The 17166-nt window shown below is 70.2% G+C and carries 19 protein-coding genes; 17 read left to right on the top strand and 2 right to left on the bottom strand.

What is annotated here, in order from left to right; all coding sequences use genetic code 11:
• Positions 1-183 precede the first annotated feature (183 nt).
• Together ABZ883_RS16490 and ABZ883_RS16495 are read left to right on the top strand one after the other, a co-directional pair.
• Positions 184-1140 (top strand): tRNA (adenine-N1)-methyltransferase, encoded by a 957-nt coding sequence (locus ABZ883_RS16490; protein WP_360906325.1) that lies wholly within the window; start codon positions 184-186, stop codon positions 1138-1140.
• A 196-nt stretch (positions 1141-1336) separates the two neighbouring features.
• On the top strand, positions 1337-1927 hold the full coding sequence (locus ABZ883_RS16495) for a hypothetical protein (RefSeq protein ID WP_360906326.1): 591 nt from the start codon (positions 1337-1339) through the stop codon (positions 1925-1927).
• Positions 1928-1931: 4 nt separating this feature from the next.
• Here ABZ883_RS16495 and ABZ883_RS16500 read toward each other — a convergent pair whose 3' ends face one another.
• On the bottom strand, positions 1932-2222 hold the full coding sequence (locus tag ABZ883_RS16500) for a ferredoxin (protein ID WP_360906327.1): 291 nt from the start codon (positions 2220-2222) through the stop codon (positions 1932-1934).
• 240 nt (positions 2223-2462) lie between these two features.
• On the opposite strand from ABZ883_RS16500, the gene arc reads away from it, so the two are divergent.
• The 6 genes from arc (at position 2463) to prcA (ending at position 8536) form a co-directional block, all read left to right on the top strand.
• On the top strand, positions 2463-4229 hold the full coding sequence (gene arc, locus ABZ883_RS16505) for a proteasome ATPase (protein ID WP_360906328.1): 1767 nt from the start codon (positions 2463-2465) through the stop codon (positions 4227-4229).
• A 205-nt stretch (positions 4230-4434) separates the two neighbouring features.
• A complete protein-coding gene (gene dop, locus ABZ883_RS16510; RefSeq protein WP_360906329.1) occupies positions 4435-5946 on the top strand; it encodes a depupylase/deamidase Dop in 1512 nt (503 codons plus the stop codon).
• Positions 5947-6081: 135 nt separating this feature from the next.
• Positions 6082-6300, top strand: a complete 219-nt coding sequence (locus ABZ883_RS16515; RefSeq protein ID WP_360906330.1) for a ubiquitin-like protein Pup — start codon at positions 6082-6084, stop codon at positions 6298-6300.
• A gap of 7 nt (positions 6301-6307) precedes the next feature.
• Entirely contained in the window at positions 6308-6901 is a 594-nt protein-coding gene (locus tag ABZ883_RS16520) for an endonuclease VII domain-containing protein (RefSeq protein WP_360906331.1), read from the top strand.
• On the top strand, positions 6853-7698 hold the full coding sequence (gene prcB, locus ABZ883_RS16525; protein ID WP_360906332.1) for a proteasome subunit beta: 846 nt from the start codon (positions 6853-6855) through the stop codon (positions 7696-7698). The genes ABZ883_RS16520 and prcB overlap by 49 nt, the downstream gene beginning before the upstream one ends.
• Positions 7699-7750: 52 nt before the next feature.
• Complete coding sequence (gene prcA / locus ABZ883_RS16530; protein WP_360906333.1) at positions 7751-8536, top strand: proteasome subunit alpha; 786 nt, start codon at positions 7751-7753, stop codon at positions 8534-8536.
• An 82-nt stretch (positions 8537-8618) separates the two neighbouring features.
• Here the strand turns inward: prcA and ABZ883_RS16535 are convergent, their stop codons facing one another.
• The gene (locus ABZ883_RS16535) at positions 8619-9626 is read right to left on the bottom strand and encodes a LacI family DNA-binding transcriptional regulator (RefSeq protein WP_360906334.1); all 1008 of its coding nucleotides are present in this window, start codon (positions 9624-9626) and stop codon (positions 8619-8621) included.
• A 113-nt stretch (positions 9627-9739) separates the two neighbouring features.
• Between ABZ883_RS16535 and ABZ883_RS16540 the strand changes: the two genes are divergently transcribed.
• From ABZ883_RS16540 to tatA, 9 genes are all read left to right on the top strand, one after another.
• The gene (locus ABZ883_RS16540; RefSeq protein WP_360906335.1) at positions 9740-10990 is read left to right on the top strand and encodes an MFS transporter; all 1251 of its coding nucleotides are present in this window, start codon (positions 9740-9742) and stop codon (positions 10988-10990) included.
• 9 nt (positions 10991-10999) lie between these two features.
• Positions 11000-12361, top strand: coding sequence for a Pup--protein ligase (gene pafA, locus ABZ883_RS16545; RefSeq protein ID WP_360906336.1), 1362 nt, complete (start codon positions 11000-11002; stop codon positions 12359-12361).
• A gap of 113 nt (positions 12362-12474) precedes the next feature.
• A complete protein-coding gene (locus tag ABZ883_RS16550; protein WP_360906337.1) occupies positions 12475-13464 on the top strand; it encodes an FKBP-type peptidyl-prolyl cis-trans isomerase in 990 nt (329 codons plus the stop codon).
• A 40-nt stretch (positions 13465-13504) separates the two neighbouring features.
• Positions 13505-13876: an FKBP-type peptidyl-prolyl cis-trans isomerase gene (locus ABZ883_RS16555; RefSeq protein ID WP_360906338.1), complete on the top strand. Its 372-nt coding sequence runs from the start codon at positions 13505-13507 to the stop codon at positions 13874-13876.
• Positions 13877-14063: 187 nt separating this feature from the next.
• Positions 14064-15071, top strand: coding sequence for a WYL domain-containing protein (locus ABZ883_RS16560; RefSeq protein ID WP_360906339.1), 1008 nt, complete (start codon positions 14064-14066; stop codon positions 15069-15071).
• Between the two features lie 18 nt (positions 15072-15089).
• Entirely contained in the window at positions 15090-16037 is a 948-nt protein-coding gene (locus ABZ883_RS16565; RefSeq protein ID WP_360906340.1) for a WYL domain-containing protein, read from the top strand.
• 13 nt (positions 16038-16050) lie between these two features.
• Entirely contained in the window at positions 16051-16347 is a 297-nt protein-coding gene (locus ABZ883_RS16570; RefSeq protein ID WP_360906341.1) for a hypothetical protein, read from the top strand.
• Between the two features lie 19 nt (positions 16348-16366).
• The gene (locus ABZ883_RS16575; protein ID WP_360906342.1) at positions 16367-16570 is read left to right on the top strand and encodes a hypothetical protein; all 204 of its coding nucleotides are present in this window, start codon (positions 16367-16369) and stop codon (positions 16568-16570) included.
• Positions 16571-16814: 244 nt separating this feature from the next.
• Entirely contained in the window at positions 16815-17105 is a 291-nt protein-coding gene (gene tatA, locus ABZ883_RS16580) for a Sec-independent protein translocase subunit TatA (RefSeq protein WP_360906343.1), read from the top strand.
• Positions 17106-17166 lie beyond the last annotated feature (61 nt).

A 17166-nucleotide genomic window follows, 5' to 3' on the forward strand; every position in this document is an offset into this window, starting at 1 on the left:
GTCGCACCGGCGCCCCACAGGACTACCGCCTGGCGAGTGAGCCGAAGGGGCGCGGCGCCTGTCGAAAAGGAGAACACGCGGAGGTCCCGAGGAACGAGGGACCGAGCATGATCGACTGTCGACAGGTGCTGAAGGCGCCCCGGAGGCGAACGAGCCCTAAAAAAACACGGGTAGGGTGGGGGCATGTCCGAACCGACCGGTGCCGCCCGCCGACGCGGGCCCTTCAAGGTCGGGGACCAGGTCCAGCTCACCGATCCCAAGGGACGCCACTACACGTTCACGCTCGAGGCCGGGAAGAACTTCCACACCCACAAGGGGTCGTTCCCGCATGACGAGCTGATCGGCGCCCCCGAGGGCAGTGTGGTCCGTACCACGGGAAACGTCGCCTACCTTGCGCTGCGCCCCCTGCTCCCCGACTACGTCCTGTCCATGCCCCGCGGTGCCGCCGTGGTCTACCCCAAGGACGCGGGGCAGATCCTGTCGATGGCCGACATCTTCACCGGCGCGCGCGTCGTGGAGGCCGGCGTGGGATCGGGCTCGCTCAGCATGTTCCTGCTGCGGGCGATCGGTGACGAGGGCATGCTGCACTCGTACGAGCGGCGCGCCGACTTCGCGGAGATCGCGACGCAGAACGTGGAGCGCTACTTCGGCGGTCCGCACCCGGCGTGGCAGCTCACCGTCGGCGATCTGCAGGACAACCTCAGCGATGTCGACGTCGACCGGGTCATCCTGGACATGCTCGCCCCGTGGGAGTGCCTGGAGGCGGTCTCCAAGGCCCTGGTGCCCGGCGGCATCCTGTGCGCCTACGTGGCGACGACCACGCAGCTCGCCCGGACCGTCGAGGCGATCCGGGAGCACGGCACGTTCAACGAGCCGTCCGCGTGGGAGACCATGGTGCGCACCTGGCACGTCGAGGGGCTGGCGGTGCGTCCGGACCACCGGATGATCGGGCACACCGGGTTCCTGCTGACCGCGCGCCGGCTGGCGGACGGGGTGGAGCCCCCGCTGCGGCGCAGGCGCCCCGCGCCGGGCGCGTACGGCGAGGACTACACCGGTCCGGGCGCCGGCCGCGCCGCGGGCCGGGCCGCCAAGGGCGCGGAGGCTGCCGAAGCCGTCGAGGAACTCGAGGCCACGGACTGACCGCACGCCACCGAGAGCGCCGCCACCGGGAGACCGGGGCGGCGCTTTTGCGTCCCCTCCGTGTCTCCAGCCACATACGTCATATGACGTACCGATAAAAGATTTGCGACACACGGGACCCGGTCGTACCGGCGCCCTCCGCGCTGTGGCAGCATGCTGGCCACCCCGCTCGACCAACTCCACAGGAGACAGGCGCGTGCAGCCCACGGCAGGACCGGCCCTCCCGCACACCCGGGCCCGTTCGGTGCACTGGATCACCACGGCCGCGGTCATCGCCGCGGTCATAGGCAGCGCCGCACTGGTGCAGCCCGCCGGCGCCTCCACCGCGAAACCGCCGGCCGCCGGTGCGAAGGCCGCCGACCCCGCGGTCCCCGCCACGGCACCGCCGGACCCGAAGGCCGCCCACTACACCATGAACTGCGCGGGCGCGCCGGTGGACGTGGTCGACCAGGCCGCCGGCGACCTGGACGGGGACGGCCGCCCGGAGACCGTCGCGGTCGCGCGCTGCCACTCCGGGACGGGCACCCCGCCCAGCGGCCTGTACGTGGTCTCGGCCGGCACCGCACCCGGCGCCGCGCCGCGGATCGTGGAGACGCTGGTCGACCCGAAGGAGCAGCGGTCCTTCAAGGACCTGCGGATCGAGGGGCGAAAGGTTCGCGCCACGGTCCTCGGCTACTCCTCGCAGGACATCCCCCGCTGCTGCCCCGACCAGATGCGGGACTACAGCTGGGAATGGCGGTCGGGCACCTACTACGAGATCCCCGGACCGCTCGCGAACAGCGTGTGACAGATCACTCCGCGCCGGGTCCGTACAGCTCTACACTGTCCGAAACCCGACGTACATGAATACATTCGCCAGGACATTCCCTGGCCGAATCCACCACATCGGTCAGCAACGGCAGGGGCACCGGGACGGAGGCCCCAGGGGCCTGACGCAGCTCGTCGTCATCACCCTTGACGTAGGCGAGCCCGTCGATGTCCAGCTCGAACACCTCGGGTGCGTACTGCACACAGATGCCGTCTCCGGTGCACAGGTCCTGATCGATCCAGACCTCAAGCGCCTCGACGACTTCGTCGCTCACGGGTATCTCGCCTGCCGTTCGTCGTTCGGGAAGGGACCGCCCCTGACGGGCGTTGACCGAACCGACGATACAACCGGCCGCTTTCGGATGGTGATGGCTGGGTATCTCCCTGGCACGAGGACGTGCGCAAGGGTGAAGATCGGACACACACCGGACGTCTTTGTGATCTAGGGGTTTCAACCCCTACTGGCCCAGGTAGGGTCTGGAAGCGTCCAGCTCCCCTTGGAGGAGGTGAGGACCGTGGCGGCCCACGACGACGACATCAACCGTGGCGGCCGACCCGCTCGTGGATCGGAAGATCCCATGAGCCAGGTCGCCTTTCTTGAGCAGGAGATCGCCGTCCTGCGACGTAAGCTCGCCGACTCTCCGCGACACACGAGGATTCTCGAGGAGCGGATCGTCGAGCTGCAGACCAGTCTTGCGGGTGTCTCCGCTCAGAACGAGCGGCTGGCCAACACCCTCCGCGAGGCCCGCGACCAGATCGTGGCCCTCAAGGAAGAGGTGGACCGGCTGGCACAGCCCCCCGCCGGATTCGGCGTGTTCCTGCAGGCGAACGACGACGGGACGGCGGACATCTTCACCGGCGGCCGCAAGCTGCGGGTGAACGTCTCACCGTCGGTCGAGCTGGACGACCTCCGGCGCGGCCAGGAAGTGATGCTCAACGAGGCGCTCAACGTGGTCGAGGCCATGGAGTTCGAGCGCATCGGAGACATCGTCACCCTCAAGGAGATCCTCGAGGACGGCGAGCGGGCCCTGGTCATCGGGCACACCGACGAGGAGCGGGTGGTGCGGCTCGCCGAGCCGCTGCTGGACGGCACCCTCCGCGCCGGCGACGCGCTGCTGCTCGAACCGCGCTCGGGATACGTCTACGAGCGGGTGCCCAAGAGCGAGGTCGAAGAGCTCGTCCTCGAAGAGGTGCCCGACATCGACTACCGCCAGATCGGCGGCCTGCGGAACCAGATCGAGCAGATCCGCGACGCGGTCGAACTGCCCTATCTGCACGCCGAGCTGTTCAAGGAGTACGAGCTCCGCCCGCCCAAGGGCGTGCTCCTCTACGGCCCCCCCGGCTGCGGCAAGACCCTGATCGCCAAGGCGGTCGCCAACTCCCTTGCCAAGAAGGTCGCCGAGGTCACCGGGCAGCCCCAGGGCAAGAGCTACTTCCTGAACATCAAGGGCCCCGAGCTGCTGAACAAGTACGTCGGCGAGACCGAGCGGCAGATCCGCCTGGTCTTCCAGCGTGCGAGGGAGAAGGCGAGCGAGGGCACGCCCGTCATCGTCTTCTTCGACGAGATGGAGTCGCTGTTCCGGACCCGTGGGTCCGGCGTCAGCTCGGACGTGGAGAACACCATCGTCCCGCAGCTGCTCGCCGAGATCGACGGCGTCGAGGGACTGGAGAACGTCATCGTCATCGGCGCCTCCAACCGCGAGGACATGATCGACCCCGCGATCCTGCGGCCCGGCCGCCTGGACGTGAAGATCAAGATCGAGCGGCCGGACGCCGAGGCGGCCAAGGACATCTTCTCCAAGTACCTCGTCGCGACCCTGCCGCTGCACTCGGAGGACCTGTCCGAGCACGGCGAGTCCGCCGAGGCCACCGTCGACGCCATGATCCAGTCGGTCGTCGAGCGGATGTACTCCGAGTCCGAGGAGAACCGCTTCCTGGAGGTCACCTACGCCAACGGTGACAAGGAGGTCCTGTACTTCAAGGACTTCAACTCCGGCGCCATGATCCAGAACATCGTGGACCGGGCCAAGAAGATGGCGATCAAGGCCTTCCTCGACCACAACCAGCGGGGCCTGCGCGTCTCCCACCTGCTCGCCGCCTGCGTGGACGAGTTCAAGGAGAACGAGGACCTGCCCAACACCACCAACCCGGACGACTGGGCCCGCATCTCCGGAAAGAAGGGCGAGCGGATCGTCTTCATCCGCACCCTCGTCACCGGCAAGCAGGGCGCCGACACCGGTCGCTCCATCGACACCGTCGCCAATACGGGCCAGTACCTGTAACGCGACCACCCTCCGGCTGCGGGTGCCCACGCAGGGGCACCCGCAGCCGGAGCGTTTCACCCCGGCATAACCCAAGAAAGCGCGTAATGATCTCCCCACTGCCGTCATCGCGTTCTAGGCTCATCGGTACCGCCCGAGGGCCACACGCGGGGCGGTACTTGAGCGACCGGGCCGCCACGGTCCGGAGCCGGGCAAGGAGGGCCGCATGACCGTACGGCGAGTAATGGGCATCGAGACGGAGTACGGGATCTCCGTTCCGGGCCACCCGAACGCCAATGCCATGCTCACCTCGTCCCAGGTCGTCAACGCCTACGCGGCGGCGATGCACCGGGCGCGCCGCGCCCGCTGGGACTTCGAGGAGGAGAACCCACTGCGGGACGCCCGCGGCTTCGACCTCGCCCGCGAGGCCGCGGACTCCAGCCAGCTCACCGACGAGGACATCGGCCTGGCCAATGTGATCCTCACCAACGGTGCCCGGCTCTACGTCGACCACGCCCACCCCGAGTACAGCTCGCCGGAGGTCACCAACCCCCGCGACGCCGTGCTGTGGGACAAGGCCGGCGAGCGCATCATGGCGGAGGCCGCCGAGCGCGCCGCCCAGCTGCCCGGCGCCCAGCCGATCCACCTGTACAAGAACAACACCGACAACAAGGGCGCGTCCTACGGCACCCACGAGAACTACCTGATGAAGCGGGAGACCGCCTTCTCGGACATCGTGCGCCACCTGACGCCCTTCTTCGTCTCACGCCAGGTCGTCACCGGCGCCGGACGCGTCGGCATCGGCCAGGACGGACACGACCACGGCTTCCAGATCAGCCAGCGCGCCGACTACTTCGAGGTCGAGGTCGGCCTGGAGACCACCCTCAAACGGCCGATCATCAACACCCGGGACGAGCCGCACGCCGACGCCGAGAAGTACCGCCGGCTCCACGTGATCATCGGCGACGCCAACCTCGCCGAGCTCTCGACCTACCTCAAGCTCGGCACCACCGCCCTGGTGCTGTCGATGATCGAGGACGGCTTCATCAACGTCGACCTCGCCGTCGACCAGCCGGTCCGCACCCTCCACCAGGTCAGCCACGACCCCGCGCTGCGCCGGCTGGTCACGCTGCGCAGCGGGCGCACGCTCACCGCCGTGCAGCTCCAGATGGAGTACTGCGAGCTCGCCCGCAAGTACGTCGAGGACCGCTTCGGCACCGACGCCGACGAGCAGACCAAGGACGTCCTCGGACGCTGGGAGGACGTGCTCAACCGGCTCGAGAGCGACCCGATGAGCCTGTCCCGCGAGCTGGACTGGGTCGCCAAGCGGGAACTGCTGGAGGGCTACCGGCGACGGGACGGCCTCGAGTGGGACGCGGCGCGCCTCCACCTGGTCGACCTGCAGTACGCGGACGTGCGCCCCGAGAAGGGCCTGTACAACCGCCTGGCCGCCCGCGGGCGCGTCCAGCGGCTGCTGACCGACGAAGAGGTCGACCGGGCCATCGGCAAGCCCCCGGAGGACACCCGCGCGTACTTCCGCGGGCGCTGCCTCGAACAGTACGCGGACGACGTCGCCGCGGCCTCCTGGGACTCGGTGATCTTCGACCTGCCCGGCCGTGACTCCCTGCAGCGGGTGCCCACCCTGGAGCCGCTGCGCGGGACGCGCAACCACGTCAAGGAACTGCTGGACCGCTGCCGTACGGCGGAGGAGCTGGTGCGGATCCTGTCGGGCGGCTGATCAGGGCTGAAATCCTCCCGAACTGGGAATCATGGGGGTGGCCCCCGGACGTTGCGGAATACCGGGGGCCGATGTCAGGCCCTCCTTGTAGGGTCTGATCTTGTAGGACATGGAACCGAGCGGGGTGAGGGACACATGGCTACCAAGGACACCGGCGGTGGGCAGCAGAAGGCCACGCGTTCGACCGAGGAGGTCGAGGAGACCGCGCAGGACGCGCAGGGCACCTCGGACCTCAAGGACCGCCACGAGAAGCTGTCGGACGACGTGGACTCCGTGCTGGACGAAATCGATGATGTGCTCGAGGAGAACGCAGAGGATTTCGTGAGGTCATTTGTTCAGAAGGGTGGGGAGTAGTCCATAAATGTCCGAATTGCACCAAGGTAAGCAATGCTCCCGGTGCAAGCGGACATTGCCGCAGGACTCGTTCGCCAGTAACAGGTCCGCGCAGGACAGGCTCCAGGCGTATTGCCGGGAGTGCTCCGCGGAGTACTACCGGCAGCGCCAGGAGGCAAAGGGGCGTGTGGTCCGTCAGAGGATCGCGGTTCCGTCCGGGCGCAAGCGTTGCCCCCAGTGCGGTGAGATCAAGCCGCACGGCGAGTGGGAGCGCAATGCCACCTCTTCGGACGGCTTTGCCAGCTACTGCAAGGTGTGTCGCGCCGAACGCAACCGCGCGAGCTACTTCAAACGCAAGTACGGCATCACCACGGCCGAACTGGACGCCATGATTGGTGAGCAGTTCGGTATTTGCTGCATTTGTTTGGATGCCCCGGCCGAACATGTGGATCACGACCACAGGACGGGTAGGGTCCGTGGCGTACTGTGCTTCAGCTGCAATGCCGCGCTGGGGCAGTTGAGGGATCGGCCCGACGTCATACGGCGGGCGGCCGCCTACGTGGAAGGAAACGTGTGGAAGCCAACACTCGTAGCACCGGGCGTCTACCAGCTGCCTTCCTGACGCCCGGGTCGTCCTCGTTCGTCGACTTCCTGGGCGCGCACGCGCCGGAGATGCTCCCGGGCAACCGTTCGCTGCCGGCGGTGCAGGGTGCCATCGAACTGCCGCACGGCACCACGATCGTGGCGGCGACGTTCGCCGGGGGCGTGGTGCTCGCCGGTGACCGGCGGGCCACGATGGGCAACATCATCGCGCAGCGCGACATCGAGAAGGTGTTCCCCACCGACGAGTACTCGGCGGTGGGCATCGCGGGCACGGCGGGTCTGGCCGTGGAGATGGTCAAGCTCTTCCAGCTGGAGCTGGAGCACTACGAGAAGATCGAGGGCGACGTCCTGTCCCTGGAGGGCAAGGCGAACCGCCTGTCGACCATGATCCGGAGCAACCTCGGCATGGCGCTGCAGGGCCTGGCCGTGGTCCCGCTCTTCGCCGGGTACGACACCGTTCGCGAGAAGGGCCGCATCTTCTCGTACGACGTGACGGGCGGCCGTTCCGAGGAGCACGGCTTCGCCGCCACCGGTTCCGGTTCGGTGTTCGCGCGCGGCGCGCTGAAGAAGCTCTACAAGCCCGATCTCACCGGCGAGCAGGCGACCACGCTGGTCGTCCAGGCGCTGTACGACGCGGCGGACGACGACTCGGCGACCGGTGGTCCCGACCTGGCCCGCCGTATCTACCCGATCGTCACGGTCATCACCGAGGACGGCTTCCGCAGGCTCACGGAGTCCGAGAGCCAGGAGATCGTCCGCGCCATCCATGAGCGGCGGATGGAGCAGCCCGACGGCCCGCGCGCCGAGCTGCTCTGAATCCGGACGTCCTTCGATGGACCCGCACACGACAGAAAGGGACGGATAGCCGGTGTCGACGCCGTTCTATGTCTCACCTCAGCAGGCCATGGCCGACCGCGCCGAGTTCGCCCGCAAGGGCATCGCGCGCGGGCGCAGCGTCGTCGTTCTGCAGTACACCGACGGCATCGTCTTCATCGCCGAGAACCCGTCCCGCGCGCTGCACAAGGTGAGCGAGATCTACGACCGCATCGCGTTCGCGGCGGTGGGCAAGTACAACGAGTTCGAGAACCTGCGGATCGGCGGGGTGCGCTACGCCGACCTGCGTGGTTACACCTACGACCGTGACGATGTGACGGCCCGCGGTCTGGCGAACGTGTACGCGCAGACCCTGGGCACGATCTTCTCCAGTGTCGGCGAGAAGCCGTACGAGGTGGAGTTGATCGTCGCGGAGGTGGGTGCCGATCCTTCCGAGGACCAGATCTACCGGTTGCCGCACGACGGCTCGATCGTCGACGAGCACGGCGCTGTGGCGGTCGGCGGCAACTCCGACCAGATCGGCAGCTATCTGGACCAGCGCCACCGTGACGGGATGACTCTGGCGGAGGCGCTGAAGCTGGCGGTGGAGTCCCTGAGCCGGGACACCAACGGCAGTGACCGGCAGCTCACGGCGGAGCAGCTGGAGGTGGCGGTGCTGGACCGTACGCGGCCGCAGCAGCGCAAGTTCAAGCGCATTCTCGGCCGGCAGTTGTCGCTGCTGCTGGAGGACGGGGGTGCCGGTGGTGCGGCGGGCAAGGCGGCGCCGGCCACCGCGACCGATGATGACGACGAGCTTCCGGAGCTCGACGAGGACGTGTGAGTCCGCGCGTCCTGCGCCTTCCCGGTGCTCTGCCCGCGCCCCGGCCGCCCCAGTGGTGGCCGGGGCGCGGGCGTGTGTGCCGTCAGGTGTCCCGCGGTGGGGCCGTGGAGCCGCGGACGACGAGGTGGACGGGGAGTTCGGCGCTGGTGGCGGGGCGGTCCGCCAGGGCGTCCAGGAGGGCGGTCATGCCGCCGGCGCCGACGGCCTCGGCGGGCAGCCGGACGGTGGTGAGTTCGGGGTCGATCGCGCCGGCCAGCGCGAAGTCGTCGTAGCCGGTCACCGAGATGTCGTCGGGGACCCGTAGCCCAAGGCGTCGCAGGGCCTTGCAGGCGCCGACGGCGAGGACGTCGTCGTCGCAGACCAGGACGGTGGGGCGGGTGCCGGGGCGGGCGAGGAGGCGTTCGGTGGCCTGGCGGGCGGCTTCGATGTCGAGGGCGCAGTGCTCGGTGGTGGGTGTGGTGCCCAGGACGTCGGCGAGGGCGCGGGCGCGTACCCGGAAGGTCCAGGTGTCGATGCCGGCGGCGAGGTGGGCGACGCGTTCGGGGCGGTGGCCGAGGGCGCGTACGTGGTGGGCGATCTGCCGCATCCCGTCGGCGATGGCGAGGTTGACGGTGGCGGCGGGGCCGGGTGTGTCGGGGTCGGCGTCCAGCATCACCAGGGGCAGTCCGCCTTCGCCGATCGCGGCGAGGGCGTCGGCGGCCATGGAGGAGGCGATGATGCCGTCCAGTGCGGCGCGGGCGGAGCCGAAGGGGTCGCGGGCCGGGCCGACGCCTTCGGGGGAGGGGTAGAGCACGACGCCGAAGCCGTGTTCCTCGGCCACGCGGGCGGCGCCGGTGTAGACGCGGGCGAAGTACTCGTTGGTGATGGAGGGGACGACCAGCAGGGCGGTCCGGGTGCGGCCCAGGCGCAGGTTGCGGGCGGCGATGTTGGGCCGGTAGCCGAGTTCGCGGGCCTGTGCGCGGACGGTGTCGGCGGTGCGCTCGGACACCCGCCCGTGCCATTTGCCGCCGAGCACGAGCGAGACGGTGGCTTGTGAGACCCCCGCGGCCCGTGCGACGTCCCGGGAGGTCGGACGCGTTGTGCCGGTCACCGTCGGGGGCCCCTTTCGCTGTGTTCGCGCGGTGCCACGGCTGGACCGGCGGACTGCGGCCATGGTACGTATGACCCGCGACGTTATACGTACAACTTGACGAAGGGGCGGCCATGGCGACGGGCTACGCGGACCTGCTGCGCGCTCCGCACGCGATGCGGCTGCTGGCCGGCACCCTGATCGGCCGCCTGCCCAACGCCACGGCCGCGCTCGGGATCGTGCTGCTCACCCGGGCGCAGGGCGGTGACTTCGCCCTCGCCGGCGCGCTGTCGGCGGTCTACGGCATCGCCAACGCCGTCGGCCAGCCGCTGCTGGGCCGGGCCGTCGACCGGCTCGGGCAGCCCCGGGTGATGCTGCCGGCCGCGCTGGCCTCCGCCGCCGGGATGGCGGTCTTCGCGCTGGCCGGGCTCCGCCCGCTGCCGACGGCGTACGCGGCGATGCTGGTCGCCGGGTTCTTCACCCCGCCGCTGGAGGGCGGTCTGCGGGCCCTGTGGCCCGGGGTGCTGAAGCGTCCCGACCGCGTCCACGCGGCCTACGCCCTGGACGCCGCCGCTCAGGAGGTCATGTTCGCCGTCGGGCCGCTGCTGGTGACCCTGCTGGTGGCGGGCTTCTCGGAGTCGGCGGCGCTGCTGTGGATCGCGGCCGTCGGTGTGGCGGGGGCGGTGAGCGTGGTGGTCTCGGCGCCGTCGCGGGTGTGGCGCTCGGAGCCGCGTGTCCCGGACTGGCTGGGGCCGTTGCGCTCGCGAGGCATCGTCGTCCTGGTCGCCTCGTTCTTCTTCGTGGGACTGTCGCTGGGTTCCATCGCGGTGGCGGCCGTCGCGTACGCCGACGGCCACGGCGGTGGGATGGTCTCCAGTTACGTGCTGTCCGGCACCGGGTTCGGCGCGCTGGTCGGCGGCGTGGCGTACGGCGCGCGGCAGTGGCCGGGGGTGCCCGAGCGCAGGCTGCGGCTGCTGATGGCGGGCCTCGCGGTCTGCTACCTGCCGCTCGTCCTGGTGCCCGGCGTGGCTCTCATGACGGCGCTCGCGGCGCTGTCGGGACTCTTCCTGGCGCCGTCGCTGGCCTGTGCGTTCGTGGTGGTGGACCGGCACGCCCCGGCGGGCACGGTCACCGAGGCGTTCTCATGGATCGTCACCGGGTTCGGTGTGGGCGCGGCCGTCGGCACCGCCGCCTCCGGGCCCGCCGCCCAGTACGGCGGGGCGGTGGCGGCGTTCACGGTCGCGGGGGCGGGCGGACTGGCCGCGCTGGCGGTCCTGCTGGCCGGCGGCAGTCGCCCGCCGGCCCCGTCAAACCCGGCAAGCGGGACAGAAAAAGATCGAATCGCCACGGCCCAAGACGGTTTGAGGTCCACGCATCAGGCGTAAGGTCTCAGCATGGACCGCCGCATTTTCGGGCTGGAGAACGAGTACGGCGTCACGTGCACGTTCCGGGGACAGCGGCGTCTGTCCCCGGACGAGGTGGCGCGGTACCTCTTCCGCCGTGTCGTGTCATGGGGTCGTAGCAGCAACGTCTTCCTGCGCAATGGCGCCCGCCTCTACCTCGACGTGGGGTCCCACCCGGAGTACGCCACTCCCGAGTGCGACAACGTGACGGAACTCGTCACCCACGACAAGGCGGGTGAGCGCATCCTCGAAGGGCTCCTCGTGGACGCCGAACGGCGCCTGCACGAGGAGGGCATCGCGGGTGATGTCTACCTCTTCAAGAACAACACCGACTCCGCCGGCAACTCCTACGGCTGCCACGAGAACTATCTCGTCGCCCGCCACGGGGAGTTCTCCCGCCTCGCGGACATCCTCATCCCGTTCCTGGTCACCCGGCAGCTGATCTGCGGCGCCGGCAAGGTGCTGCAGACCCCGCGCGGCGCGGTCTACTGCGTCAGCCAGCGGGCCGAGCACATCTGGGAGGGCGTCAGCTCCGCCACCACGCGCTCCCGGCCCATCATCAACACCCGGGACGAGCCGCACGCCGACGCCGAGCGCTACCGGCGCCTGCACGTCATCGTCGGCGACTCCAACATGTCCGAGACGACCATGCTGCTCAAGGTCGGCGCGACCGACCTGGTGCTGCGCATGATCGAGGCGGGCACCGTCATGCGGGACCTCACGCTGGAGAACCCGATCCGGGCGATCCGCGAGGTCTCCCACGACATAACGGGACAGCGCAAGGTGCGCCTCGCCTCCGGCCGGGAGGCCTCGGCCCTGGAGATCCAGGAGGAGTACTACTCCAAGGCGGTGGACTTCTGCGAGCGCCGCGGCATCCGCAGCGGGGTCATCGAGCAGGTCCTCGAACTGTGGGGCCGGGCGCTGGAGTCGATCGGCAGCGGTGATCTGGACCGCATCGGCACCGAGATCGACTGGGTGATGAAGTACCGGCTGATCGAGCGGTACCGGGCCCGCGACAACATCACCATGTCGCACCCGCGCATCGCGCAGATAGACCTCGCCTACCACGACATCCACCGCCGCCGCGGGCTGTACTACCTGCTGGAGAAGCGCGGTCAGGCCAAGCGGATCTGCAACGATCTCAAGATCTTCGAGGCCAAGTCCGTGCCCCCGCAGACCACCCGGGCGCGGCTGCGCGGCGACTTCATCCGCCGCGCCCAGGAGCAGCGGCGCGACTTCACCGTCGACTGGGTGCACCTGAAGCTCAACGACCAGGCGCAGCGCACGGTGCTGTGCAAGGACCCCTTCCGGTCCGTTGACGACCGGGTGGAGAAGCTGATCGCCGGGATGTAGCACAAGAGCGTGAAGGCAGGCGCGGGGCCCCGTCGGTGTTCGTACGGGGCCCTACGCACGCCGTAGAGTGGCGCGCACGCCAGATAGACAAGATCGACCTGATGGGGATCCCTGTGCGCCGACGTTCTCTCCTCCTCGCCGTGCCGGCCGGCCTGCTCACCCTCGCGGGCTGCGGTGACGACAAGTCCGACAAGGTCAAGCCGGGCGCCTCCCCATCGGATGCCGGCTCCGCGCCCGCGGCCACCGTCAACATCGTCAGCGGCCCGCTGCCGGACATCACCGCCGGCACGAAGTTCGGCGAGAAGCCGACCGTCGCCAAGGGGCCGGGCGAGCCGAGCAGCGACCTCGCGGTGAAGACCCTCATCGCGGGCAAGGGCGCCGTCGTCGCCAAGGGCGACTTCCTCCAGGCGAACTATCTCGGCCAGATCTGGAGCACCGCCAAGGTCTTCGACAACTCCTACGACCGCGGCGCGCCGGCCATCTTCCCGATCGGCGTCGGGCAGGTCATCCCCGGCTGGGACAAGGCCCTGGTGGGCAAGAAGGTCGGCGACCGCGTGGAGCTGGCCATCCCGCCGGCCCTCGGCTACGGCGCCCAGGGCAACGCCCAGGCCGGCATCAAGGGCACCGACACGCTGGTGTTCGTCGTGGACGTGGTGAACACCTTCGGCGGCAAGAGTTCCGCGCAGGGCAAGGCCGTCGCGCAGGGCAACGCCGCGCTGCCCAAGGTGGGCACCAACACCGACGGCCAGGCCCCCTCGATCGACGTCCCCAAGGCCGCCGCGCCGGCCAAGCTGGTCTCCGAGTACGTCATCGAGGGCACCGGTGCCGAGGTGAAGGCCGCCGACAACCTGCTCGTGCAGTACAAGGGCGTCCTGTGGGACGGCGGCAAGGAGTTCGACTCCACGTACTCCCGCGGCCAGCTCGCCAACTTCTCGCTCCAGCAGGTCATCAAGGGCTGGCAGGACGGCCTGGCCGGCAAGAAGGTCGGCAGCCGCGTGCTGCTCGTCGTGCCGCCGGCCCAGGGGTACGGCGACAAGGCGCAGAGCGGTATTCCCGCCAACTCCACGCTGGTCTTCACGGTCGACATCCTCGCCGTGATGTAAGACTGTGCAGGTTGTCCGCCATTTCAAGAGGAGCACGTACGTGAGCATCGACAAGCCCGAGATCGACTTCCCGGGCGGCGAGCCCCCGGCCGACCTGGAGATCAAGGACATCTGGGAGGGCGACGGCGCCGAGGCCAAGGCCGGACAGAATGTCACCGTCCACTACGTGGGCGTCGCGTTCAGCACCGGCGAGGAGTTCGACGCGAGCTGGAACCGCAACTCGCCCTTCACCTTCCCGCTCGGTGGCGGCCGGGTCATCAAGGGCTGGGACCAGGGCGTGCAGGGCATGAAGGTCGGCGGCCGTCGTCAGCTGACGATCCCGGCGCACCTCGCCTACGGCAACCAGAGCCCGACCCCGGCCATCAAGCCGGGCGAGACCCTGATCTTCGTCGTGGACCTGCTCTCGGTCTGACGGACCGTAGGGCGTCCTTCGCCCAGTGGAGCCCCCGCCGTACCGGTACCGCCGGAGCGACGGGGGCTCCGCCGTGTCCCGGCCTCGCCGGGGGACCCCCGGCGAGCAGGTCGCATTCGCTTTTGCCGGGCGGCGCCGTCGCGGTACGGTCTCGATCGAGAGCCGAAGAGGAAGAAGGTTGCGTCGAGTGGCCATTGCCAAGGCCGAGCGGCTGATGAACCTGGCGCTGTGCCTGATGAACACCCGGCGCCCGGTCAGCAAGCGGGAGCTGCGCGCTTCCATCGAGGCCTATCACGAGATCGGTTCCGACGAGGCGTTCAACCGCATGTTCGAGCGGGACAAGGACGACCTGCGTGAACTCGGCATGGTCATCGAGACCGTGGAGAGCATCGACGGCGAGATCGGCTACCTGGCCCGCAGGGACCGCAACCGCCTTCCGGAGATCGCCCTGGACGCCGAGGAGGCCGCCGCGCTGAGCCTGGCCGCCAAGGTGTGGCAGCAGGCCCGGCTCGCGGAGGCCGCCAGCGGCGCCCTGCAGAAGCTGCGCGCCGCGGGCGTGCCGTTCGACGATGCGGACGCAGACGACGCAGCAGATGCGGCCGATACGGACGCCGGCTCGCGCGATCCCGCCGTCTCCGGGCACAGCGCCCTGGAGCCCCGCATCCCGGCGCCCGAGCCGGCCTTCGAGCCGCTGATGCTCGCCACCCGCGACCGCCGGCCGGTCGTCTTCGACTACCGCAAGGCCAACGCGGTCCGCCCCGAGCCCCGCCAGGTCGAGCCGTGGGCGCTGGAGTGCTGGCGCGGCCACTGGTACCTGGCCGGCTGGGACCGCGACCGCGGCGCCGTCCGGGTGTTCCGGCTCTCGCGGATCACCGGCCGCGTGCGCACCCGCGGCGGCACCTTCACCGCCGACGTGCCCGACCACGTGGACGTGCGGGCCGCCGTTGCCAGCTGGGCCGGCGAGGGCGCGACCGCAACCGCCCGGATCCGGCTGCGCCGCGACTCCGGCTATCCGCTGCGGGCGCGGGCCGTGGAGACACTGCCGGTGGACGCGGACTGGGACGAGCTGGAGATCCCGTACGGGCACGGACTGGACGCCTGGCTGGTGGAGTTCGGGCCGGACGTGGTCGTGCTGGAGCCCGCCGAACTGCGGGCCGACGTGGTGGACCGGCTGCGCGCCGTCGCCAAGGGCTGAGCGGGGGAGAAGGACGAGATGGCGAACGCGATCGACCAGACGCGACGGATGCTGTCCCTGGTCACGTATCTGCGCGAGCGCCCCGGCGCCCGGGTGACCGACGTGGCCCGTGCGTTCGGGGTCACCGAGGCCGAGCTGATCGGCGACCTCAACGTGCTCCCGCTGTGCGGCACGAGCTTCCGCGGCGGCGACCTGCTCGACATCGACACCGACGGCGAGCGCATCTGGTGGCACAACGTGGACGACGTCGCGCAGCCGCTGCGGCTGGCCGCCGACGAGGCCGCCGCGCTGCTGGTGGCCGCCCGCGCCGTCGCCAACCTGCCCGGGCTGCGCGAGAGCGACCGGCAGGCGCTGCTGCGCGCGACCGCCAAGATCGAGGGCGCGGCGGGCGAGGCCGCCGGCGCCTCGGCGCGGCTCTCGGTGACCTTCGAGTCCGAGGGCAGCGTCTTCGCCGACGTCGACCGGGCCATCGCCGAACGCCGCCGGCTGTGGATCCGCTACTACTCGCCGGCCCGGGACGAGCTCACCGAGCGCGAGGTCGACCCGATCCGGCTGTTCGCCGTGGGCCACACCTACTTCGAGGGCTGGTGCCGTCTGTCGGAGGACCGGCGCACCTTCCGGCTCGACCGGGTCGCCGAGATCCGGCTGCTGGACGAGCCGAGCGACCCGCCGCGCATCGAGCCGCGCGACCTGTCCCAGGGGCTGGTGCAGCCGGCCGGCGACGACCCGGAGGTCGTCGCCGAGGTCGGGCCCGGCGGGCGCTGGGTCGCCGAGTACTACCCGCACGACCGCGCCGAGGAACTGCCCGACGGGGGCCTGCGGATCACCCTGCGCACCCCCGACCCGGGTTCGCTGCGCCGGCTGGCGCTGCGGCTCGGCCGCGACGGCCGCATCGTCTCCCCGCCCGACCTGGTCGCCAGCGCCCGGGACGCGGCCGCCCAGGCCCTCGCGGCCTACGGCGAGTGACGGGGGACCGCGCATGACGGACACGGCGGACCGGGCGGAGACGCCCGGCACCTCCGGCGAGGACGATCCGGCCCCCGGCGACGATCCGGCGCCCGGCGCGGTCTTCCGGGCCTCCTGCACCGAGTGCCGGGCGAGCTTCGAGCTCACCGCGGGCGACCTGCGGCTGGCCATCGGCGGCAGCCACCGGACGACCTTCTACTCCTTCACCTGTCCCGACTGCGGCATCTCCGTCCGCAAGCCCGCCGGCGACCGCATCGTGGAACTGCTCACCGACGGCGGTGTGCGCACGATGCGGCTCCACTTGGGCTGAACCGCTACGCTCGGCTGCCATGTGGTGGCTCTACCTGTACGTCGGCCTCGCGACCGCCGGCATCCTCGTGCTCGGCGTCCTCGGCATCCGCGTGTACGCCGAGGTGCTCGGCCTCGCCCGTCAGGTGGGGCGCAGCGGCGCCGAACTGACGCGCGCCGCCGACGACTTGCAGCGGGCGGCGGCTCCGCTGGCCCGGGAGGCCGGTGAACTGTCCCGGTCGTGACCCCCGGCGGGCCGGCCATCGTCACCACCGTCCGACGGGCTCTCGTTCTCAGCGGTTCCGGGAGGTACGCTGCAGTTCGCGGCCCCGGAAGAGCGCGGCGGGGGCAGCAACTGTACGGATGCCGGGTGATTGCCACACGTTTACTCCCGCACGTTACGATCGCTGGCAGAGTGGTCGGTGGGTGTACTGCGCCCGCAGATCACAGACAGGTACCCATGCCGCCTCGGTGAGAAGGTAGACGCACATGTTCGGACGGCTCGGCCCCACCGAGATCATTCTCATCCTCGTCGTCATCCTGCTGCTCTTCGGCGCCAAGCGGCTGCCGGACATGGCGCGCGGCCTCGGCAAGTCGATGCGCATCCTCAAGAGCGAGGCCAAGGCGATGAAGAACGACGACGCCGCCCCGGCCGCCGAGCAGCCGGCGGACGCCCCGCAGGCCGCGCCCCGGACGATCCAGGCCGCGCCCGGCGACGTCTCCAGCGCCCGCCCGGTGAACGAGGCGCCGCAGCAGCAGACGCAGCACACCCAGAGCTGACCGCACGGCACAGGTACGCGGAAGCCGACCGGGACGGCGGCGACCGCCCGAATTGAGGACG

Source organism: Streptomyces sp. NPDC046977, assembly GCF_040644455.1.
Taxonomy (GTDB): domain Bacteria; phylum Actinomycetota; class Actinomycetes; order Streptomycetales; family Streptomycetaceae; genus Actinacidiphila.